Consider the following 18,935-nt stretch of genomic DNA (forward strand, 5'->3'; position numbering starts at 1 on the left):
GACGGGCGAATCACGTCACTGCCGGATAGGCAGCTCAGAAATGATGGCTTTTTGCCTTCGGATGGTGCCTGTACGTCACTGCCGGATAGGCAGCTCAGAAAAGACGTTACGACGCCAAAGCCGTCTGCTGAATCGTCACTGCCGGATAGGCAGGTCAGAAAGGGACTCGGCCGCGGTGGATTCGGACCAGGCACGTCACTGCCGGATAGGCAGCTCAGAAAAAAATGCTCGCATTTCTCCGTCGCAGGTCACCCGTCACTGCCGGATAGGCAGCTCAGAAAGTGTGCATGACCGATGCCCAGGCTGCACGCGTCGTCACTGCCGGATAGGCAGCTCAGAAAAGACGCCGGCCGAGTCGCCCGAGTTCAAGCCCCGTCACTGCCGGATAGGCAGCTCAGAAAATGTCGGATTCAAGCAGCTCGAACTGGATCGGCGTCACTGCCGGATAGGCAGCTCAGAAATGAATACAATTGCATTTCGCAGGGCATGGCTTCGTCACTGCCGGATAGGCAGCTCAGAAAAGCCGCTGCGCTGGAAGACGCCGAAGATGATCCGTCACTGCCGGATAGGCAACTCAGAAAATTGGCGGACCAGTTCGCCGCCCCGCCCGAGTCGTCACTGCCGGATAGGCAGCTCAGAAACAGTTGTGCCAGCTCTGCCCAGGCTTGGCATTCGTCACTGCCGGATAGGTAGCTCAGAAAAACACTCGAAGACCGCTTCTACTTTTCGGCTGGCCTGATTAAGAAGGGCAACCCATGACAAAGATACGACGTGCCGGGCGGGCCTTCACTTTTGCGGCAATACTGTTTTTCTCTGGCAGGCCAAATAGTGGCAGCTTGATCGTTGTGGCGATTGCGGTGACTCTCGTGCTGTCGGGAGCGGCTTTTCTGACGGCCTTGCGATTCACCCGCCACCCATCAAACATCCCGATTATCCACACCCCCGGCGCGTTTTTACCTCACCTCACCGCCCCAAACCCGCCTTCCACCCACTTGGTCGCGCTGCTTCGGTTCAGTTTGAAGCCGGCGTCCACGCGCACTTGGGCGAGTTCTTCGCCGAAGGGGTCGAGGGCGGAGAGGATGGCGTAGGGTTCGTAGTCGTCGGGGACGATGTCGAGGGTGACTTCGACGGGGCCGTCGGCGGCGCTCACGGTGATGCGCTTGTGCAGCATTGCGTGGAGGTGCTGTTCGTGGCGGCGCAGGACTTCCGAGGCGGTCTTGACGAGGGTCTGGAAGGCGTTGGCGTCGAGGGGCTTGGGATTCTTTTTGTCGCGCCCCATGGTCCAGGGGCCGACCAGGGCGGGCTCGGCTTCGCCGTCCTTGATCATGGCGACGGCCCAGCCGTCGTCGTCTTCATTCTTGATGACACGGGCGGTCCACCCGTTGTCGCTCCACAGCCGGTCTTGCTTGATGGAAGCGGGCTCGTCGGGCTCGAAGGCCGCGTTGGTTTCACTGTCGTTCATGGATCGATGGCCGGCGCGGGCGAACGCCTTGCGGCAGGCCCGCTGCGCCGGCGTATGGCTTTCAGCAGGCGGTGTAGAAACGTACGTCCAGCGGGCTGGCCAGCAGCGGCGCGCTATCCGCGACCAAGCCCGTGAGGTGCGGGGTTTTCATGTGGGCGTCGATGGCGGCCTGGCTGGCCCATTCTTCGACAAAGGTGAAGTCGGTGGCGTCGCCAGTGTTGTTGAGCAGCTGGTAGCTGATGCAGCCTTCTTCCTTGCGGGTGGGCTCCAGCATGCCGAGCAGCAGGGTACGCAGCGCATCGACGGAGTCGGGACGGGCGGTGAAGCGGGCAACGATGTGGATGGTCACGGGGGGAATCTCCTGAGGGGGGAAAGGGTCGAAGCGGCAGGCCGGGCCCGCCGCTCTGGCGGGCCGACGGATTCTAGCCTATCGCCCGCACGGCCGCGCCGCCGTGCCAAAATCGGGGCAGAGGCCGGGGCCGCTGCCCAAAGGTCGTTTTCGACTTCTTTCGACTTCTTCCCTCCACTTCTCTTCCTGCCGGATTTCGTCCCTCGCCATGTCGCCACGCAAGCTCAAACTCCACCACCACCCTGCACCCCAACCGTCCGGCCGGCCGCCCTTGTTGTTCGTCCACGGGGGCTATACCCACTCGCTGTGCTGGCAGGTCAATTTCATTCCGTTTCTCAACGCGCGCGGCTACGACTGCTTTGCGCTCGATCTTTCCGGCCACGGGGCCAGCGGCGGGCATGAACGGCTCCACGAGTTCGGGCTGGCCGATTACGCGGAGGATCTGGCTTGGGCGGTGTCCAGCCTGCCGGCGCAGCCGGTGTTGATCGGTCATTCGATGGGTACGCAGGTGGTCCAGCGCTATCTGGTCGATGGTGAGGCGGCGGGCGTGGCCCTGCTGTCGCCGGTGCCGCCTACCGGAACCGGCGGCACCGCCAGCCGGCTGGCGGTCACCGAACCGGCTTTTTTCGAGGAGCTGCCCAACGCCATGGCCGGCACGCCAAGCACCCGCACGCTGCAGGTGATGGCGCGGGTGTATTTCTCGCCGGACATGCCGTTCGAGGACACCCTGCAGTTCATGCCGATGATCGGCGCCGAATCCGACCACGCCGTGGCCGAGATGGTCGCCCTGCCCTTCATGCGCACCGGGCGGCGGCCGAACATTCCGGCGCTGGTGATGGGCGGTTCGGAAGACCAGGTGTTTCCGGCGTCGATGCTGTTTTTTACCGCGCTGGCGTGGCGGGCGCACAGCGTTACCATCGAGCGCGCCGGCCACATGCTGATGCTCGACCCCCAGTGGCAGGAAGCCGCCGGCGCGCTGGCCGACTGGCTGACCACGGTGTGACACCCGGCGGGTGAAACCGGGTGCGGCTCAGGGCCGGTCGATCATCGCGTAACGCTTGCGCACCCGCTCCAGCACTTCAAAAGTGCCGATGAAACCCGCCGGAATGATGCCCGCGTCGCCCGGCCCGAACTCGCGGCCATTGCCGGCCGCATCGACAATCCGCAGGCGCCCGCTCATAACCTGGAAAAACTCGTGGCGCCCTTCGTGAAAGGCGATGCGCCAGGCGCCCGGCTCGCATTCCCAGTCGCCCATGGAAATCCCGCCGTCCCCGGAGGCATAGCGTTCAAAGGTAAGCCGGCGCGGGGGCGTGCCGACGGCACGACTCAGGGCCGGACGGTCTTCAGCAGGATCGGGAGCGGGATCGGAAAAATGGATGACAGGCATCGGGGCAAAGCAAAACGGGATGAATTGAGTTGAAACAGGAAGCCGCGCAGTTTAAGCCGTAGCGGGCAAGGGCCTTCGAGCCCCAATGAGTATTTTCTGTAAAACCCGCGCAGCGAGCGGCCCGGGCTTTATTGAACTGTTTCAGAAAAGTTCGACGTCGTCGCCCTTGTCTTTCATTTCGGCTTTGTAGTGCTCCAGGGCTTCCTTCACCGGCATGCCCTGCATCACCGCGTTGAACATTTCGATTTCTTCGCGGGTGGAATACTTGGCGCGGATTTTTTCCTGCAGGGCCACCCATTCGAAGGGGCTGTAGATCTTGCGCTGGTCGGTGACGAGGCCGCCGAGGGCTTCGAGGCTGAGGGAGACGTGGGCGAGGCGCTGGCTGAGCTTGTCGTAGAACTGGAAGGCGATGATCGAGCGCTGGACGCGGCTGGAGACTTCGCCGGCCTGGTCGATGAGGGTGGCCTTGAGTTCGGCGGTAGCGGGGCTGTCGGGCAGTTTTTCCAGGGCGTTGCCCATCAGGCGCATGTAGCCGGCCATCGAGGTGAAGGAGTCGGTGAGCACCTCGACCGAGCTGCCGCCTTCCTTCATCGCGGCGTCGATCTGGCCCACGGCGAGTTCGAGCATGAGTACCGTCTCGCGCACCTGGCTCCAGTCCAGGTCGGGGGTTTGTGCGCTGCTGCCGCGCCGTTCTTCTGCTGTACTCATGGCTGTCTCCGGACGTGTAATCGATCCCGGTACTTTCGGCACGGGCCCGAAAAGCTTTAGGGCAGCGGCCCGCCGACGAAGACCGGCTCGGGCTCCAGCTCGACCCCGAAGCGGGCGCGTACGTCGGCGCGCACGGCATTGCTGGTGGCCCGCACGTCGGCGCCGGTGGCTCCGCCGTGGTTGACCAGGACCAGCGCCTGCCGCTCGAAGCAGCCCACCGGGCCGAGGCGGCGGCCTTTCCAACCGGCCTGCTCGATCAGCCAGCCGGCAGCGAGCTTCTCGCGGCCGTCGGCCTGCGGGTAATGGGGCAGGCCGGGATGAAGGGCCGCCAGCCGGGCGTACTCCGCGGCGTCGACCACCGGGTTCTTGAAGAAGCTGCCGGCGTTGCCGATCTCGGCCGGGTCGGGCAGCTTGGCGCGGCGGATGGCGATGACGGCATCCGAAACCTGCAGCGGCGTTGGCACGGCGATGCCCTGTGCGGCCAGCTGGCGGGCCACGTCGGCGTAGCCGGTGATCGGTGTCCAGCGCTTGGGCAGGCGAAAGGTGACGGCGGCAATCAGGTAGCGCCCGGCGCCCTGCTGCTTGAAAAAGCTGTCGCGGTAGGCAAAGGCGCAGTCGGCCTTGTCGAAACCCACTGTTTTGCCGGTTTCGAGGTCGTAGGCGCGCAGGCTGTAGAAGTGCTCGCACACCTCGATGCCGTAGGCGCCGATGTTCTGCACCGGGGCGGCGCCTGCGGTGCCGGGGATCAGCGAGAGGTTTTCGAGGCCGGGCCAGCCCATTTCGAGCGTCCAGCGCACAAAGTCGTGCCAGTTTTCGCCACCGCCGACGCGAACGTAGAAGGCGTCGGCATCTTCCTGCACGCGGCTGCGGCCATGAAAGGCGACCTGCAGCACGAGGCCGGGAAAATCCCCCGCCAGCACGAGGTTGGAGCCGCCGCCCAGCACCAGCCGCGGCAGGCCCTGGATGCGCGCGTCGTCGAGCACGGCGCGCAGGGTGTCGACGCTGTCGATGGCGGCAAACCAGGCGGCGCGGGCCGGCAGGCGCAGGGTGTTGAGTGCGTCGAGGGCGACGTTCTGGCGGAGCGGATCGGGGTGGGTCATTGGCGGATTTCGGCGAAGTCCGGCGGCACCGGCATGCCCGGCGTGCGGCGGCAGGGGTTGATGTCGAGCCCGCCGCGGCGGGTGTAGCGCGCCCACACCGACAGGGCGGTGGGCCGGCATTCGCGCAGGATGTCGGTAAACACGCGCTCGACGCACTGCTCGTGGAATTCGTTGTGCTGGCGAAACGAGATGATGTAGCGCAGCAGCCCCTCGCGCTCGATCGGGGCGCCCTTGTAGCGCACGACGATCATGGCCCAATCTGGCTGGCCGGTAACCAGGCAGTTGGACTTGAGAAGGTGGGAGTACAGGGTTTCGCCCACGTGGGGCAGCGCGTGGTCGGCGCTGAGCAGGCTCGGCGCGGGCGTGTAGCGGTCCACGTCGATCTCGAGGGTGTCGAGCAGCACGCCCTTCGGGTAGCCCATGTGACGCTGGGGGCGCGTGCTCAGCGGCTCGACGCGCACACTAACCGGCGCACCGGCGGCGGCGCTGAGATCGCGGGTGAGGGTTTCGGTGAGCACATCGACGCTGGCAACCTTGGTCTGGTTGAACGCGTTGAGATAGAGCTTGAAGGACTTGGATTCGATCAGGTTGGGCGAATACGCCGGCACGTGAAAGCGGGCCAGCGCCACCACCGGCTTGCCCCGGGGGTCGAGCCACGACAGCTCGTAGGCGTTCCACAGGTCTTCGCCGATGAAGGGCAGGGCGTCGCCGGAAATGCCGATTTCGTCGCGTTTGCCCTGGCGGGTGATCGGAAAGAGCAGCTCGGGCGCGTAATGCTGGGCGTAGGCAACGGGCTTGCCGAGGGGCGAGGCGTCGGGATGGGAAGGGTGTCGGGTAAGCATCTGCCTATTGTAAAACGGCGGATGCCCCGCGCACCCGGACAGCGCCACGATATAAGCGGCCTAAGGCTCGGACAAGCCAGGACTCACCAAGCGCTCAACGTCGGCTGCGACGTGCTGCACAAGCGCCTCCAACTCGCGAGGGCCATCGGCGCCATAGCTGACGCACTTCTCGTAGGCGGCCACGGTAAAGCAGACGCGGGTGTTGGACGCATCCGACATTCGCAAGCCTTGCGTGCCGAGCAGGCCATCGTCCTTGATGAAGACCGAATATTTCGTCGTGTAGTTTGTCGGCAGTTCAAAGAAGCGAATCCGGTAAAGCTCGTTCACCAGGGCCAGCAAATCCTTGACGGGATAGACGAAATGACGCTTCTGCCTATCGCGTTCCAGCAGGGCAGCCCCCGACCCCGCAAGGCTTACCCGCCAACCAGGCAAACCATGGCCGGGCTGTCGCAGGAAGCGTACGCTGAGTTCATCAAGCCGATAGTTCAGGGGCGGGCCACCCGCCACGAAGCTGCGTTCAGCAGCCATTGCGCTACCACCGATCAGGCACAGGAGGGCACTCAGAATGCCGCGCAACACATATCTGTGCAGAACAGGCACAGCGTAGATTCGCCCGGATGAAAAAACGGGACCCCGTTGCCGGAATCCCGTCATCTCACTGTGCAGTGGCATCAGGCCTTGCGGCGACGGGCAAGCAGACCACCCACGCCGGCAAGGACCAGGGCCAGGCTGGCCGGCTCCGGCACGCTGTTCGCGACAGTCCGGGTGTAACCGAGGTCGGTCAGGATGCCGACTTCAACAAGGCTGTAGTCACGTGCTTCCTGCGGGCCGAAATCCCGGTCGTGCTTCATCATGTCGCTGGGGAAAACGTTCTTGTCCAGATGGCTTACGCTGCTGCCCTGATCGAAGGTCGTCGGGCTGTAAAGCGCCACCGGGTTGCCGCCGTTGGCAGCCACGGCGTTGGTCCCACCGAAGTACACCCCATTGCCTGTTCCGCCGACGCTGGCCGTATCAAAGATGACCTGATTCAGGTTGAAGCCGGCATCGATGATGACGTTGCCATTTTTGTCGCGCAGGAAGGTGTCGTAAGCACTCCACTGATTAGGAAAGTACGGGTTGCCACCCGGCACGGGATCGATCGTCGAGGCAAACCCGAGAGCATGCGTGAGTTCGTGAAAGACTGCGGCATAGAAATCGAACTCGGAGCCCAAGACCAACGCGTTGGGATCCAGCTGCCAGGCCGCGCCGAAATTCACGTCAACACTGCCGTCCGCTGTGGCGCCATTCTTGTCGATGCCGGTCAGCAGCTTGTCACGGACAACCGATCCCACGAGCCCCGCCGCACCACTGTCTACGACTGCCGAACTGGCCGACGCCAGGGTATTGCTCAGGGGATCGTCAGAGCCCGAGGCATTCAGCACGATCGTGCCGCTGTTACTGAAATAGTTGCCGAACATGTTCGAGAACAGATTGCCGGCCGTGACCATGGCCCCTTGCTGGGCGGCATCATTGTTGGCGCCGTCGGTAAATGCACCGGAGAAATTGAACTGAAAGGCGATACCCGCCTGGGCGGCCGAACCAAAGGCCAGACATGTGGCAACGACGCCACCTTTGAGTGCAAGGCGCACGAAGTGCGCGACTCGATTCTGCGGCTGAAGGTGCATGGTTTGAATCCCGTGTTGATCAGACAGGCACGGCAAGTTGCCGCAACCATCCAATGTTAATATGAAAAGGAGCTTGCCGCCATGCAATTAATGTACCAGGAATCACATCAAGAAGCCGGAACGCCCCTCTGAAATGTAAATATTCACAAACAATCAACTGCTTGCTGGAAAACATAAATCACTACGCTAATCCGTCAGCCCCAACGGCGGTGATCCAAACAGGATGCAGCATCAAAAAATGTAAAAAAACCCGACAAACTCAGACTGACCGCTCCCCGCCCCGGGCTCAAGGCATGCGGCCATCCCGGTGGTCAGTTCTGTTCAGCGGGGGCCGCGCAGGGCGGTGAGGAGTTTCTGGCCGGCGCGTCCGTCCACAGTCTGGCCAAGACGCTGCTGTTCCGCGCGGATAGCTGCCCGGCTGGCGTCGCCGAGCATGCCGTCAACAGTGCCGATGGCGTGGCCGCGGGCGATCAGCAGGGTTTGCAGTTCGCGCCGCTCGACGCGGGAGAGGCCGGGGTCGTCGGTGGGCCAGGGCGTGGCGAAGGGCTGGCCACCCTTCAGGCGGTCGGCCAGGTGGGCGATGGCCAGAGCGTAGCTTTCGGCGGCGTTGTAGCCGTAGATGGCGTCGAAGTTGCGAAACACCAGAAAGGCCGGGCCGCGCGGGCCGGCGGGCAGCATGAGCCCGGCCGGGGCGTCGCCGCCGCCCAGCGGGCTGCCGTCGATGCGGGTGATGCCACGGGCGCTCCAGCTGGCCAGCGGCTGCTTGTTGCGGCGGCCGGCGTTGCTGGCGTCGAAGCCGGACGGCAGGCGCACTTCGTAGCCCCAGGGCTCGCCTTCGCGCCAGCCGGCTTTTTTGAGGAAGTTGGCGGTGGAGGCCAGCGCATCGGGCACGCTGCCCACCAGGTCACGCCGGCCGTCGCCGTCGAAATCCACCGCGAGGCGCAGGAAGGTGGAGGGCATGAACTGGGTATGGCCGAAGGCGCCTGCCCACGAGCCGGTGAGTTGTTCGGCCTTCACGTCGCCGGAATCGACGATCTTGAGCGCATCGAAAAACTCGCCCCGGAAGTAGGCCTGGCGGCGGCCGTAGCACGACAGCGTCGACAACGAGGTGAGCAGCGGGCGGGCGCCGAAGTTGCGCCCGAAGTTGCTTTCCACGCCCCACACGGCCACCACCGTGGCCGGATCGACCCGGTAGCGGGCAGACACGGCAGCGAGCACTTCGCTCCATTGGGCCTGCATGGCGCGGCCGTCGGCCACGCGTTCGTCGTCCACCAGCGCCGAGAGGTAATCCCAGATCGCGGTGCGGAATTCGGGTTGGTAGTCGAGGAGTTCGAGCACCTTCATGTCGGGCACAAGGCTGGCGGTGAGGCGGTCGAAGGCAGCCCCCGAAACGCCGCGCCCCTGGGCGTCGGGCTTGAGTTCGGCAAGGCAAGGCGCAAAGCGGGCCGGATCGGGCACCGGGGCGGCTTGGGCGGCCGAGGCCAGGAACAGCGCAATGGCCACCCCCTGCAGGGGCGACTTCAGTCGCCCGCGGATTTTGGCTGGGGCCTGGGGCCCTGGATCGGCATTGATGGTCTGAAAGGGTGGTTTCATCAGCGGATAAAGGATTGCATCAGGGCAAAAAAGCGGCCGTAGAACTCGCTGTCGGTGACGGTTTCCTCGCCGACCTTGACGAGGCTTTCGTTGTTGCCGCCAAAGGGCAGCGACAGGGAGCCGATGCCGGTGACACTGAGGCCGGTGCTGGCCGAGCCGGCTTTAAGTTCTTCGCGCATCTGGCGCACGTTGGCGTACACGGCCGAGCCGTCGCCTTCGGACAGGCAGAACAGGCTGAAGGTGAGCTGGACCTGGGTGCTCCGGTCGGGCTGGAAGAATTTCTTGGCCCGCACGGCGTCGGGCTTGCTTTCCTCGATGAGGTAGCCCTGGCTGAGCAGCGCCCGCCGCCCGGCTTCGCAGGCCGCCGACGGCGACACTTCGAAGGATTGCTCGAAGGGCGAATCGGGGGCGAAGTGTTCCAGCCGGTAGGAGTCGTCCTTGGGCTTGGAAACCGTGCTGCAGGCGGCAAGCCACAGGCAGGCGATAAGGGTGATGCGGTAGCGCATGGGTGTTTTCACGAGACATGAACGGGTGAAGGAAGCGTGCCGGGCAGCGGGATCGAGCCGCCCGGTCAATTCATGCACCCGCGCTCAATGGGCTTCGTCCCAGTTGTCTCCAGCCCCCACTTCGGCAAGCAGCGGCACGGAAAGTTGCGCCACGCCGGCCATCAATCTGGGCAGTTGCTCGCGAATCAGCGCCACTTCGGCGTCAGGCACTTCGAGCACCAGTTCGTCGTGCACCTGCAGAATGAGCCGCGACTTGACGCCGGATTCCTTGAGCCACTGGGAGGTGGCGATCATGGCTTTCTTGATCAGGTCGGCGGCGGTGCCCTGCATCGGCGCGTTGATCGCGGCCCGCTCGGCGCCCTGGCGGCGACCGACCTGCTGGGCGCGGATATCCGGCAGGTGCAGGCGGCGCCCGAACACCGTCTCCACGTAGCCCTTGGTCTTGGCCTCCAGGCGGGTGCGCTCCATGTAGGCGGCGACGCCGGGGTAACGGGCGAAGTAGCGGTCGATGTAGTTGGCGGCGGCAACGCGTTCGATGCCGAGATTTTTGGCCAGGCCGTGGGCGCTCATGCCGTAGATCAGGCCGAAGTTGATCACCTTGGCGTAGCGGCGCTGCTCGCTGGTCACTTCCAGCGGGGTGACGCCGAAGATCTCGCCGGCGGTGGCGCGGTGCACGTCCTCGCCGCGGGCGAAGGCGCCGGTCAGGCCGGCGTCGCCGGACAGGTGGGCCATGATGCGCAGTTCGATCTGCGAGTAGTCGGCCGACACGATCTTGTGGCCCTTGGGGGCGATGAAGGCGGCGCGGATGCGGCGGCCTTCCGGCGTGCGGATGGGGATGTTCTGCAGGTTGGGCTCGGAGCTGGCGAGGCGGCCGGTGACGGCCACGGCCTGGCTGAAGCTGGTGTGCACGCGGCCGGTGAGGCGGTTCACCATCAGCGGCAGCTTGTCGGTGTAGGTGTTCTTGAGCTTGGCGAGGCTGCGGTGCTCGAGCAGCAGCTTGGGCAGCGGATAGTCGTCGGCGAGCTGGGAGAGCACGTCCTCGTCGGTGGAGGGCTGGCCGGTGGCCGTTTTTTTGACGACCGGCAGGCCGAGCTTGGTGAACAGGATTTCGCCAAGCTGCTTGGGCGAGCCCAGGTTGAAGGGCTGACCGGCCAGCACGTGGGCCTGCTGCTCCAGCTCGTGGAGGCGGCGGCCGAGTTCTTCGGAATGCTGGGCGAGCAGGAAGTCGTCGATCAGCACGCCGTTGCGTTCCATCTCGAAAAGCACCCGGGCGGTGGGCAGTTCGATGTCACGGTACAGCGCGGCAAGGCCCGGCTCGGCCGCCAGTTGAGCCGCCAGGTTGTGGTGCAGGCGCAGGGTGATGTCGGCGTCTTCGGCCGCGTATTCGGTGGCGCGGGCAAGCTCCACGTCGCCAAAACCGATCTGCTTGGCGCCCTTGCCGCAGACTTCGGCGTAAGTGAGCGTCTTGATGCCGAGGTGGCGGCTGGCCAGCGAATCCATGTCGTGGGATTTGTCGCTTTCCAGCACGTAGGATTCGAGCAGCGTGTCTTCCGCAATGCCGGCAAGCTGGATGCCGTGGTTGGCCAGGATGTGGGCGTCGTATTTCAGATTCTGGCCGAGCTTGCGGTGGGCGTCGGATTCGAGCCAGGGCTTGAGCTTTGCCAGCACTTCGGCCAGCGGCAGCTGGGCCGGCGCGTCGGCGTAGCGGTGGGAGAGCGGCAGGTAGGCCGCTTCGCCCTCAACGATGGCAAACGACATGCCGACCAGGGTGGCCAGCATCGGGTCGAGGCCGGTGGTTTCGGTGTCGAAGGCGGTAAGCCCGGCAGCGGAAATCTTCGCCAGCCAGGCGTCGAAGGATGCCCAGTCGAGCAGGGTTTCGTAGCCGGTGCGATGGGCGCCGGGTTCGCCCGGAGCTTCTGTGGGCTCAGTGGCTTCGGCGGCGCCGGCAGCCGGGGCAAGCGGGCGATGGACGCCCTCTTCGAGTTCCTTCAGCCAGCCCTTGAATTCCATGCGCCGGTAAATGGCGGCCAGCACGTCCTTGTCGTCTTCACGGGCGAGCAGTTCGGTGAGCGCAACCGGCAGGCTCAGGTCGGTGACCACGGTTACCAGCCGGCGGCCGAGGGGCAGAAAATCCAGGTGTTTTCTCAGGTTTTCGCCGACCTTGCCGCCCACTTTGTCGGCGTTGGCGATGAGGTTGTCGAGGGTGCCGTATTCGGTAAGCCACTTCACGGCGGTCTTGGGGCCGCACTTTTCAACGCCGGGCACGTTGTCCACGGTGTCGCCGATCAGCGTGAGGTAATCGACGATGCGATTCGGCGGCACGCCGAACTTGGCGGTCACGCCGGCCTCGTCGAGCACTTCCTCGCTCATGGTGTTCACCCAGCGCACGCCGGGCTGCACGAGCTGGGTCAAGTCCTTGTCGCCGGTGGAGATCACCACGTCCCAGCCGGCCTCGACGGCCTGGCGGGTGAGCGTGCCGATCACGTCGTCGGCCTCGACGCCGTCTTCAACCAGCAGCGGCCAGCCTTCGGCCTTCACCGCCTCGTGCAGCGGCTCGATCTGGGCGCGCAGGTCGTCGGGCATGGACGGACGCTGGGCCTTGTAGTCGGGAAACCAGTCGTCGCGGAAAGTCTTGCCTTTGGCATCGAATACGCAGGCGCGGTATTCCGCCTTGTAGTCGGATTCGAGCCGACGTAGCATGGACAGCACGCCGCGCACGGCGCCGGTGGGCTCGCCCGCCGAGTTGCGCAGGTCGGGCAGGGCATGAAAGGCGCGGTACAGATAGCTGGAGCCATCAACGAGCAACAGGGTGGGCATGGATTCGCGAGGCCGAGCAGGCGAAACCTCACCTCTCACCCCTCACTCCTTACAAGAAAAATGACTGCAAAAGACAAACTCCCCAAGGTGGTGCCCACTACGGCGGCACAAAACTTCACGGCCAGGGAGTCGTGGCGGATTTTTGGAATTATGGCAGAGTTCGTCGAGGCCACTGAGCGGCTCAAGCCGATCCGCCCGGCCGTCTCGATCTTCGGCAGCGCCCGCACCAAGCCCGACCACCCTTACTACGCCAGCACCGAACGCATCGCCCGGCTTTTGTCGGATGCCGGCTTCTCGGTCATCTCGGGTGGCGGCCCCGGCATCATGGAAGCCGCCAACAAGGGCGCCTACTTCGGCAAGTCGCCCAGCGTGGGGCTCAACATCCAGTTGCCGATGGAGCAGCGGGCCAACCCCTACCAGGATATTTCCCAGACTTTCCAGCACTTCTTCGCGCGCAAGTTCATGTTCGTGAAGTTCGCCATCGCCTATGTGGTGATGCCGGGCGGCTTCGGCACCCTCGACGAAATGCTCGAGGCCATGACGCTGATCCAGACCGGCAAGAGCCGCAAGATTCCGGTGATTCTGGTCCACGAGCCGTTCTGGCGCGGGCTGATCGACTGGTTCAAGGACAGGCTGGTGGAAGAGGGCATGATCAACCCGGAAGACCTCAACCTGATCCAGATCATCGACGAGCCGGAAAAGGTGGTCGATGCCATTTTCAACCATTACCAGAGCCGCGGCTTCCTGCCGCTGCCGGAAGAGCACGAGCTGATGCTCAACCTCTGACCGCCCCATCGCGCAGGTTACAATCGCGGCATCGTCAGGAGACCTCCATGCCACGCGTCCATCATTTCGCCGCCCTGCTCTTCGCCGTCACCGCGGCGGCCTGGGCCCAGCAAGCCCCCCAGAAGCTCGAACCCCTGCCCGAACCACCCCCGCCGCCGCAGGGCATGGAACTCGACAACGAGGTCGAGCAGCAGGTGACCATCGGCAAGAAGGGCGAGGACACGGTGGAGGAATTCCGCGCCAACGGCCAGCTCTACATGATCAAGGTCACCCCGCCCCACGGCGTGCCCTACTATCTCTACGACGACATCGGCAACGGCGACTTCACCCGCCGCGACGCCCAGGACAGCGGAATCCGCGTGCCCAAGTGGGTGATCAAGCGCTGGTAGGCTGGCGCTGCTTCACCATTAAAAAGGCCGGGAAAACCCGGCCTTTTTGCTGTCCGCTGCCCCGTTCAGGGCGCCTCGCACAGGCAGTGCAGATACATGTGCCCCGGGTCGTTCCACAGGGCCAGCGCCTGCAGCTCGCTGCGCAGACGGGCCAGCGTGGTTTCCACCAGCGACGGCCGGGGCTGGGTGCCGTCGGGCTCGTCGCCGTTGTCGAGCAGGCGGGCCAGCAGCTGGTCGCGGGGCGACATCGGCTTTTCAACGTAGACCACGTCGTAATCGGTCAGCCCGGCGCGGGCCGCGGCAGACTTGAGGGCGGCATCCAGCCCGCCGAGCTTGTCCACCAGGCCTTTTTCCTTCGCCTGGCTCCCCAGCCAGACACGGCCCTGGGCCACCTCGTCCACCGCTTCGGGGCTCATCTTGCGCGCCGTGCCCACCACTGCCAGAAAACGCCGGTAGCCGTATTCGATCGTCTGCTGCAGCACATTGGCCACCTGCGGATCGACCGGCCGGCGCAGGTCGAGCCCGCCGGACAGCGGCGTGGTGCCGATGCCATCAACGGTCAGGCCGAGCTTGTCCATCGGGCCGGAGAGATCGGGCAGCATCGCAAAGATGCCGATCGAACCGGTGATGGTGGTCGGGCTGGCCCACACTTCGTCGGCCGCCATGCTGATCCAGTAGCCGCCCGATGCCGCCACCGACCCCATCGACACAACGACTGTTTTGCCCGCCTGACGGGTCAGTTCGAGTTCGCGGCGAATCACCTCGGACGCGGTGGCGCTGCCGCCGGGGCTGTCGACCCGCAGCACGACCGCCTTGATCGCGTCGTCCTCGCGGGCCTGACGGATCAGGCTGGCCACGGTGTCACCGCCAATCACGCCGGCCGGCTGTTCGCCATCGACGATGCTGCCCTGGGCGACGACCACGCCGACCTTGGCCGCCGGATGGGGCGCCTCTTCGCGCAGACGATCCACATAGGCGCCGAGATCCACATGCTTGTAGCCCTTGCCCTCGGCGCCGGCGCCCAGCTTCTCGCGGAGGTATTCGCGCCATTCGTCGGCGGTCTTGATGCCATCGACAAAACCGGCCGTGAGGGCCATTTTGGCGGCATCGCCACCAGCCGCGGCGAGCAGCTCGGGGGCTTCGCTCACGTAACGGGCAAAGCCTGCGCCGGCTTTCGGGCGGGCGGCAACGATGCCGGCCTGGTAAGCCTGCCACGCGGCGTCGAGGTAAATCTTGGTGGCCTCGCGGTCCTCGGGCGACATGTCGCTGCGGGTGTAGGGCTCGACGAAGGATTTGTAGGTGCCGACGCGGAAGACCTGCATCTTCACGCCGACCTGGTCGAACAGGCCCTTGAAGTAAGTGGGAAAGCGCCCGAAACCGTTGATCAATACATAACCGTCGGGGTTCACGAACACTTCGTCGGCGTGGGCGGCGAGGTAGTACTGGGCCTGGTTGTAGTGCTTGCCCCAGGCATAAACCTTTTTGCCGGCCTTGCGGAACTCGGCAATGGCGGCGGCCACCTCCTGCAACTTGGAGAGGCCGGCACCCGACATGCTGTCAGTTTCAACGACCAGCGCCTTGATGTGCGGATCGGTGGCGGCGGCGTGGATCGCGTCGATCACGTCGCGCAGCAGCACCTGATGAATGCCCTCGCCGCCCTGGATCAGGCTGATCGGGCTCTTGGCGCTGCGCTGCTCGACCAGGTTGCCGTTGGGGGCCACCAGCAGCCCCGCATCGGTGGGCAGTGGCGCCGGCCGGCTGGCCCACCAGCCCGCCACGAGAAACACCACCACGGCGATGAACAGCAGGTTGAGACTGACCTGCCGCAGGCGGTCCACGGCCCCCCAGACGCCTGACACCATTCTTCTCACGACACCCGGTCGCGCGCTCCGCTCCATCCTGCTCTCCAATGTTTGCCTGCCAGGCCGCTTGTGGCAGCCCGCACGCTTTCGGCGCTCCACCAATCCGGTAGAATCCGCCCATGTTTACCAATCCCTCTCCCGACCAGATCCGCAGCTTGCTGCAGGCGGTCAAGACCATCGCCGTCGTCGGCCTGTCGCCGCGCGCCGAGCGCCCGAGCTACCGGGTTTCGCGCTCGATGCAAGGCTTCGGGTATCGCATCGTACCGGTTCGACCGGCGGTTTCCGAAGTGCTTGGCGAAAAAGCCTACGCGCGGCTCTCGGACATGCCCTTCGTTCCCGATCTCGTGGATGTTTTTCGAGCATCTGCAGAAGTCGGCCCGATCGTGGACGAATGCATCGCCTTGGGCGTGAAGCGCATCTGGCTGCAGGACGGGGTGATCGACGAGGCCGCCGCCGCACGTGCGCTGGCGGCAGGCATCACCGTGGTGATGGACCGCTGCATATGGCGGGATTACATGGATTTTATCGCATGAGCCAGAAGCTCGCCTTTACCAAAATGCATGGCCTTGGCAACGACTTCGTGATGATCGATGCCGTTCGCCAGAACATCCAGCTCACCGAAGCCCAGGTGCGCTACCTCGGCGACCGCCACTTCGGCGTCGGCTTCGACCAGTTGCTGGTCGTCGAAACGTCGCAGACACCCGGCGTGGATTTCCGCTACCGCATCTTCAACGCCGACGGCGGCGAAGTCGAACAATGCGGCAACGGCGCCCGCTGCTTCGCCCGCTTCGTGTTCGACCAGGGCCTCACCGACAAGCGCGAAATCCGCGTCGAGACCAAAAAAGGCATCATCACCCCGCGCCTCGAAGCCGACGGCAATGTAACCGTCGACATGGGCGTCCCGGTGCTCACGCCCGCCGACGTGCCCTTCGTCAGCGATTCCGACGCGTACGTGCAGCCGCTGGATGTAGCCGGCACCACGGTGGCGATCACCGCCGTCAGCATGGGCAACCCCCACGCCGTGCAGGTGGTGGCCAACGTGGATACCGCCCCGGTGGCCGAACAGGGCCCGCTGATCGAGCACCATCCGCGCTTTCCGGCGCGGGTCAATGCCGGCTTCCTGCAGATCGTGGATGAACACCGGGTGCGCCTGCGCGTCTTCGAGCGCGGCGCCGGCGAAACCCTGGCCTGCGGCACCGGTGCCTGTGCGGCGGTGGTGGCCGGCATCCTGCGCGAACTCGTGGTGTCGCCGGTGACCGTGGAAACCCGCGGCGGCGAACTCACCATCGCCTGGAACGGCGTCGGCACCCCGGTGATGATGACCGGCCCGGCGGTCAGCGTCTTCAGCGCTGAAATCACGCTTCCCTGATTTCCCCCAGCCTACTTCCAACCCGGCCCAACGCCATGAAAGCTTCCGACGTCATCGAGTTTCTGCAGGCAAACCCCGAATTCTTCGACAAGAACTCGACCCTGCTGACCGACCTGACGGTGACCCACCCCAACAACGGACAGGCCATCTCCCTCACCGAGCGCCAGCTGATCGCCCTGCGCGACCGCATCGCCCAGCTTGAGGACAAGTTCGCCGAGCTGCTGGCCTTTGGCGAGGAGAACGACGGCATCAGCGAAAAGGTGCATCGCCTGGGCCTGTCCCTGCTGGAAGCGGAAGACTTCGAATCGATCCGCCAGGCCATCTACGTGCATCTGCAGGAAGACTTCGCGGTGCCTCACGTGGCCTTCCGGGTATGGAACAGCGTGCTGTCGCGCAGCGGGCCGGAGTTTCTGGCAGTTGGCGAGGAAGTACGCTTTTTCACCGGCGACCTCAACCAGCCCTACTGCGGCGTCCCCACCCTGCGCGAAGTAAGCAACTGGTTCGGCCCGGCCGGCAAGCTGATCCGTTCGGTGTCGCTGGTGCCCCTGCGCCGCGACGAGCAAACCTTCGGGCTGCTGGCCCTGGGCAGCGAAGACCCGGAACGGTTCTATGCCGAGATGGGCACGCTGTACGTGACGCGCATCGGCGAGATGGTGTCCTGCGCCCTCCGCCGCCAATTGGGGTGAGGGGCGCATAAGGCTACTGCGCGGGCCGATCTTGCGCCTGCGATGCTCACCGTACAGTTCGTACGGTTGCGCTTCTCGGCACAACCTCGACCCGCTCGCTACGCCCTCTGCGCCCCTCCGGCGCTTGGGCGGTTTATTTTTCTGATTATTCTTTGGTTTTCCCACCATGGCTGAACTCATTCTCAAATCCGGCAATGACCGGTCCGTGCTTCGTCGTCACCCCTGGATCTTCGCGGGTTCGGTAGATCGGCTGGAAGGGCGGGCGCGGCCGGGTGACACGGTGCTGGTGCAGGATTCGCGCGGCAAGCCGCTGGCGCGGGCAGCGTGGTCGCCGGAATCGCAGATCCGGGCGCGGGTGTGGAGTTTCGATCCGGAGCAGTCCATCGATCACGCTTTCATCAAGCGGGCGGTGGCGACTTCGGTGGCACGCCGGGCCGCCCACCCCTGGCTGGCCGGGCAGGAGGGCGTGCGCCTGATCCACGGTGAATCCGACGGCCTGCCGGGCGTCATCGCCGACCGTTACGGCGCCGTGGTGGTAGTCCAGCTCACCAGCGCAGGCGCCGACAAGTGGCGCGACGCCATCGTTGCCGGGCTGGTCCAGGCCACCGGTTGCAGCGCCGTGTATGAGCGTTCGGATTCGGACGTGCGCAAGCTCGAAGGCCTCGGGCCGGTTACCGGCCTGGTTTACGGCGAAATGCCCGAATCGCTCACCATCGTCGAAAACGGCGTGCGCATGGAAGTGGACGTGGCCGGCGGCCATAAAACCGGCTTTTACCTCGACCAGCGTGAAAACCGCCAGCTCACCGGCCGCCTCGCCGCCGGGCGCGACGTGCTCAACTGCTTTTGCTACACCGGCGGCTTCTCGCTGCAGGCACTGGCCGGCGGCGCCAAAAGCGTCATCTCCATCGACTCGTCCGGCCCCGCGCTGGCCACCGCGGCGCGCAACATGGCGCTCAACCCGCAGCTCGACGCCAGCCGCGCCGAATGGCGCGAGGACGACGTCTTTCAGGCCCTCCGCAACCTCAAGGCCGAAGGCCGCAAGTTCGACCTGATCATCCTTGATCCGCCCAAGTTCGCGCCGTCCGCCGCCCACGCCGAACGGGCCGCCCGCGCCTACAAGGACATCAACCTGCTCGGCTTGCGCCTGCTCAACCCCGGCGGCATTTTGATGACCTACTCGTGCTCCGGTGGAATCGGGCTCGAAATGTTCCAGAAGATCGTCGCCAGTGCCGCCTCTGACGTGGGCATCGACGCACGCATCCTGCATCGTCTGTCGGCGGCCCCCGACCATCCGGTCGGTCTGGCCGTTCCGGAGGGCGAATACCTTAAGGGGCTGGCCTGCCAGGTGTGACAAAGTCCCTGAAGGGGCAGATTTATCGGGGCACGACAAGGCGCAGACGTATATCCGTTGGTCA

General features: G+C 64.9%; 19 protein-coding genes and 1 CRISPR repeat array (1 of these 20 only partly in view). Of the genes, 7 read left to right on the forward strand and 12 right to left on the reverse strand.

The features are described 5' to 3' along the window. A CRISPR array of direct repeats spans positions 1-701; the repeat unit is 28 nt; unit sequence CGTCACTGCCGGATAGGCAGCTCAGAAA; it begins 4,672 nt to the left of the window's first position. A 257-nt stretch (positions 702-958) separates the two neighbouring features. Next, on the reverse strand, positions 959-1,462 hold the full coding sequence (locus tag Q1W26_RS07425; RefSeq protein WP_300437908.1) for a hypothetical protein: 504 nt from the start codon (positions 1,460-1,462) through the stop codon (positions 959-961). A gap of 61 nt (positions 1,463-1,523) precedes the next feature. Then, entirely contained in the window at positions 1,524-1,811 is a 288-nt protein-coding gene (locus Q1W26_RS07430; RefSeq protein ID WP_300437911.1) for a putative quinol monooxygenase, read from the reverse strand. A gap of 208 nt (positions 1,812-2,019) precedes the next feature. Between Q1W26_RS07430 and Q1W26_RS07435 the strand changes: the two genes are divergently transcribed. Beyond that, complete coding sequence (locus Q1W26_RS07435; RefSeq protein WP_300437913.1) at positions 2,020-2,814, forward strand: alpha/beta hydrolase; 795 nt, start codon at positions 2,020-2,022, stop codon at positions 2,812-2,814. 27 nt (positions 2,815-2,841) lie between these two features. On the opposite strand, the gene Q1W26_RS07440 is transcribed toward Q1W26_RS07435, so the two are convergent. The 9 genes from Q1W26_RS07440 to polA all read right to left on the reverse strand — a co-directional run bounded on the left by Q1W26_RS07440 (position 2,842) and on the right by polA (position 12,428). Beyond that, positions 2,842-3,198, reverse strand: coding sequence for a cupin domain-containing protein (locus Q1W26_RS07440; protein WP_300437916.1), 357 nt, complete (start codon positions 3,196-3,198; stop codon positions 2,842-2,844). A gap of 141 nt (positions 3,199-3,339) precedes the next feature. After that, positions 3,340-3,906 (reverse strand): hypothetical protein, encoded by a 567-nt coding sequence (locus tag Q1W26_RS07445; RefSeq protein WP_300437919.1) that lies wholly within the window; start codon positions 3,904-3,906, stop codon positions 3,340-3,342. A 56-nt stretch (positions 3,907-3,962) separates the two neighbouring features. After that, positions 3,963-5,006 carry a UDP-N-acetylmuramate dehydrogenase gene (gene murB / locus Q1W26_RS07450; RefSeq protein ID WP_300437922.1) on the reverse strand — a complete coding sequence of 348 codons (1,044 nt, stop codon included), beginning with the start codon at positions 5,004-5,006 and terminating at the stop codon, positions 3,963-3,965. After that, complete coding sequence (queF, locus tag Q1W26_RS07455) at positions 5,003-5,848, reverse strand: NADPH-dependent 7-cyano-7-deazaguanine reductase QueF (protein WP_300437925.1); 846 nt, start codon at positions 5,846-5,848, stop codon at positions 5,003-5,005. Before queF ends, murB begins: the two co-directional genes overlap by 4 nt. A gap of 60 nt (positions 5,849-5,908) precedes the next feature. Further along, entirely contained in the window at positions 5,909-6,376 is a 468-nt protein-coding gene (locus Q1W26_RS07460; RefSeq protein WP_300437928.1) for a hypothetical protein, read from the reverse strand. A 143-nt stretch (positions 6,377-6,519) separates the two neighbouring features. After that, positions 6,520-7,512: a PEP-CTERM sorting domain-containing protein gene (locus Q1W26_RS07465; RefSeq protein WP_300437930.1), complete on the reverse strand. Its 993-nt coding sequence runs from the start codon at positions 7,510-7,512 to the stop codon at positions 6,520-6,522. Positions 7,513-7,833: 321 nt separating this feature from the next. Next, the gene (locus Q1W26_RS07470; RefSeq protein ID WP_300437933.1) at positions 7,834-9,105 is read right to left on the reverse strand and encodes a lytic murein transglycosylase; all 1,272 of its coding nucleotides are present in this window, start codon (positions 9,103-9,105) and stop codon (positions 7,834-7,836) included. After that, on the reverse strand, positions 9,105-9,611 hold the full coding sequence (locus Q1W26_RS07475) for a DUF2242 domain-containing protein (RefSeq protein WP_300437936.1): 507 nt from the start codon (positions 9,609-9,611) through the stop codon (positions 9,105-9,107). Before Q1W26_RS07475 ends, Q1W26_RS07470 begins: the two co-directional genes overlap by 1 nt. 84 nt (positions 9,612-9,695) lie before the next feature. Next, complete coding sequence (gene polA, locus Q1W26_RS07480; protein WP_300437939.1) at positions 9,696-12,428, reverse strand: DNA polymerase I; 2,733 nt, start codon at positions 12,426-12,428, stop codon at positions 9,696-9,698. A 60-nt stretch (positions 12,429-12,488) separates the two neighbouring features. On the opposite strand from polA, the gene Q1W26_RS07485 reads away from it, so the two are divergent. Then, entirely contained in the window at positions 12,489-13,214 is a 726-nt protein-coding gene (locus tag Q1W26_RS07485; RefSeq protein WP_300437942.1) for a TIGR00730 family Rossman fold protein, read from the forward strand. A gap of 47 nt (positions 13,215-13,261) precedes the next feature. Next, positions 13,262-13,603, forward strand: coding sequence for a DUF2782 domain-containing protein (locus Q1W26_RS07490; RefSeq protein WP_300437944.1), 342 nt, complete (start codon positions 13,262-13,264; stop codon positions 13,601-13,603). A gap of 65 nt (positions 13,604-13,668) precedes the next feature. Here the strand turns inward: Q1W26_RS07490 and sppA are convergent, their stop codons facing one another. Beyond that, on the reverse strand, positions 13,669-15,441 hold the full coding sequence (gene sppA / locus Q1W26_RS07495; RefSeq protein ID WP_300437947.1) for a signal peptide peptidase SppA: 1,773 nt from the start codon (positions 15,439-15,441) through the stop codon (positions 13,669-13,671). 143 nt (positions 15,442-15,584) lie between these two features. Here sppA and Q1W26_RS07500 point away from each other — a divergent pair, with 143 nt between their 5' ends. From Q1W26_RS07500 to Q1W26_RS07515, 4 genes are all read left to right on the forward strand, one after another. Beyond that, positions 15,585-15,998 (forward strand): CoA-binding protein, encoded by a 414-nt coding sequence (locus Q1W26_RS07500; RefSeq protein ID WP_300437950.1) that lies wholly within the window; start codon positions 15,585-15,587, stop codon positions 15,996-15,998. Further along, positions 15,995-16,834 carry a diaminopimelate epimerase gene (gene dapF, locus Q1W26_RS07505; RefSeq protein ID WP_300437953.1) on the forward strand — a complete coding sequence of 280 codons (840 nt, stop codon included), beginning with the start codon at positions 15,995-15,997 and terminating at the stop codon, positions 16,832-16,834. Before Q1W26_RS07500 ends, dapF begins: the two co-directional genes overlap by 4 nt. A 35-nt stretch (positions 16,835-16,869) precedes the next feature. Then, on the forward strand, positions 16,870-17,520 hold the full coding sequence (locus tag Q1W26_RS07510; RefSeq protein WP_300437955.1) for a DUF484 family protein: 651 nt from the start codon (positions 16,870-16,872) through the stop codon (positions 17,518-17,520). Between the two features lie 166 nt (positions 17,521-17,686). After that, complete coding sequence (locus Q1W26_RS07515; RefSeq protein ID WP_300437957.1) at positions 17,687-18,871, forward strand: class I SAM-dependent methyltransferase; 1,185 nt, start codon at positions 17,687-17,689, stop codon at positions 18,869-18,871. Positions 18,872-18,935: the final 64 nt, after the last annotated feature.

Source organism: Zoogloea sp., assembly GCF_030157465.1.
Taxonomy (GTDB): Bacteria; Pseudomonadota; Gammaproteobacteria; order Burkholderiales; family Rhodocyclaceae; genus Zoogloea.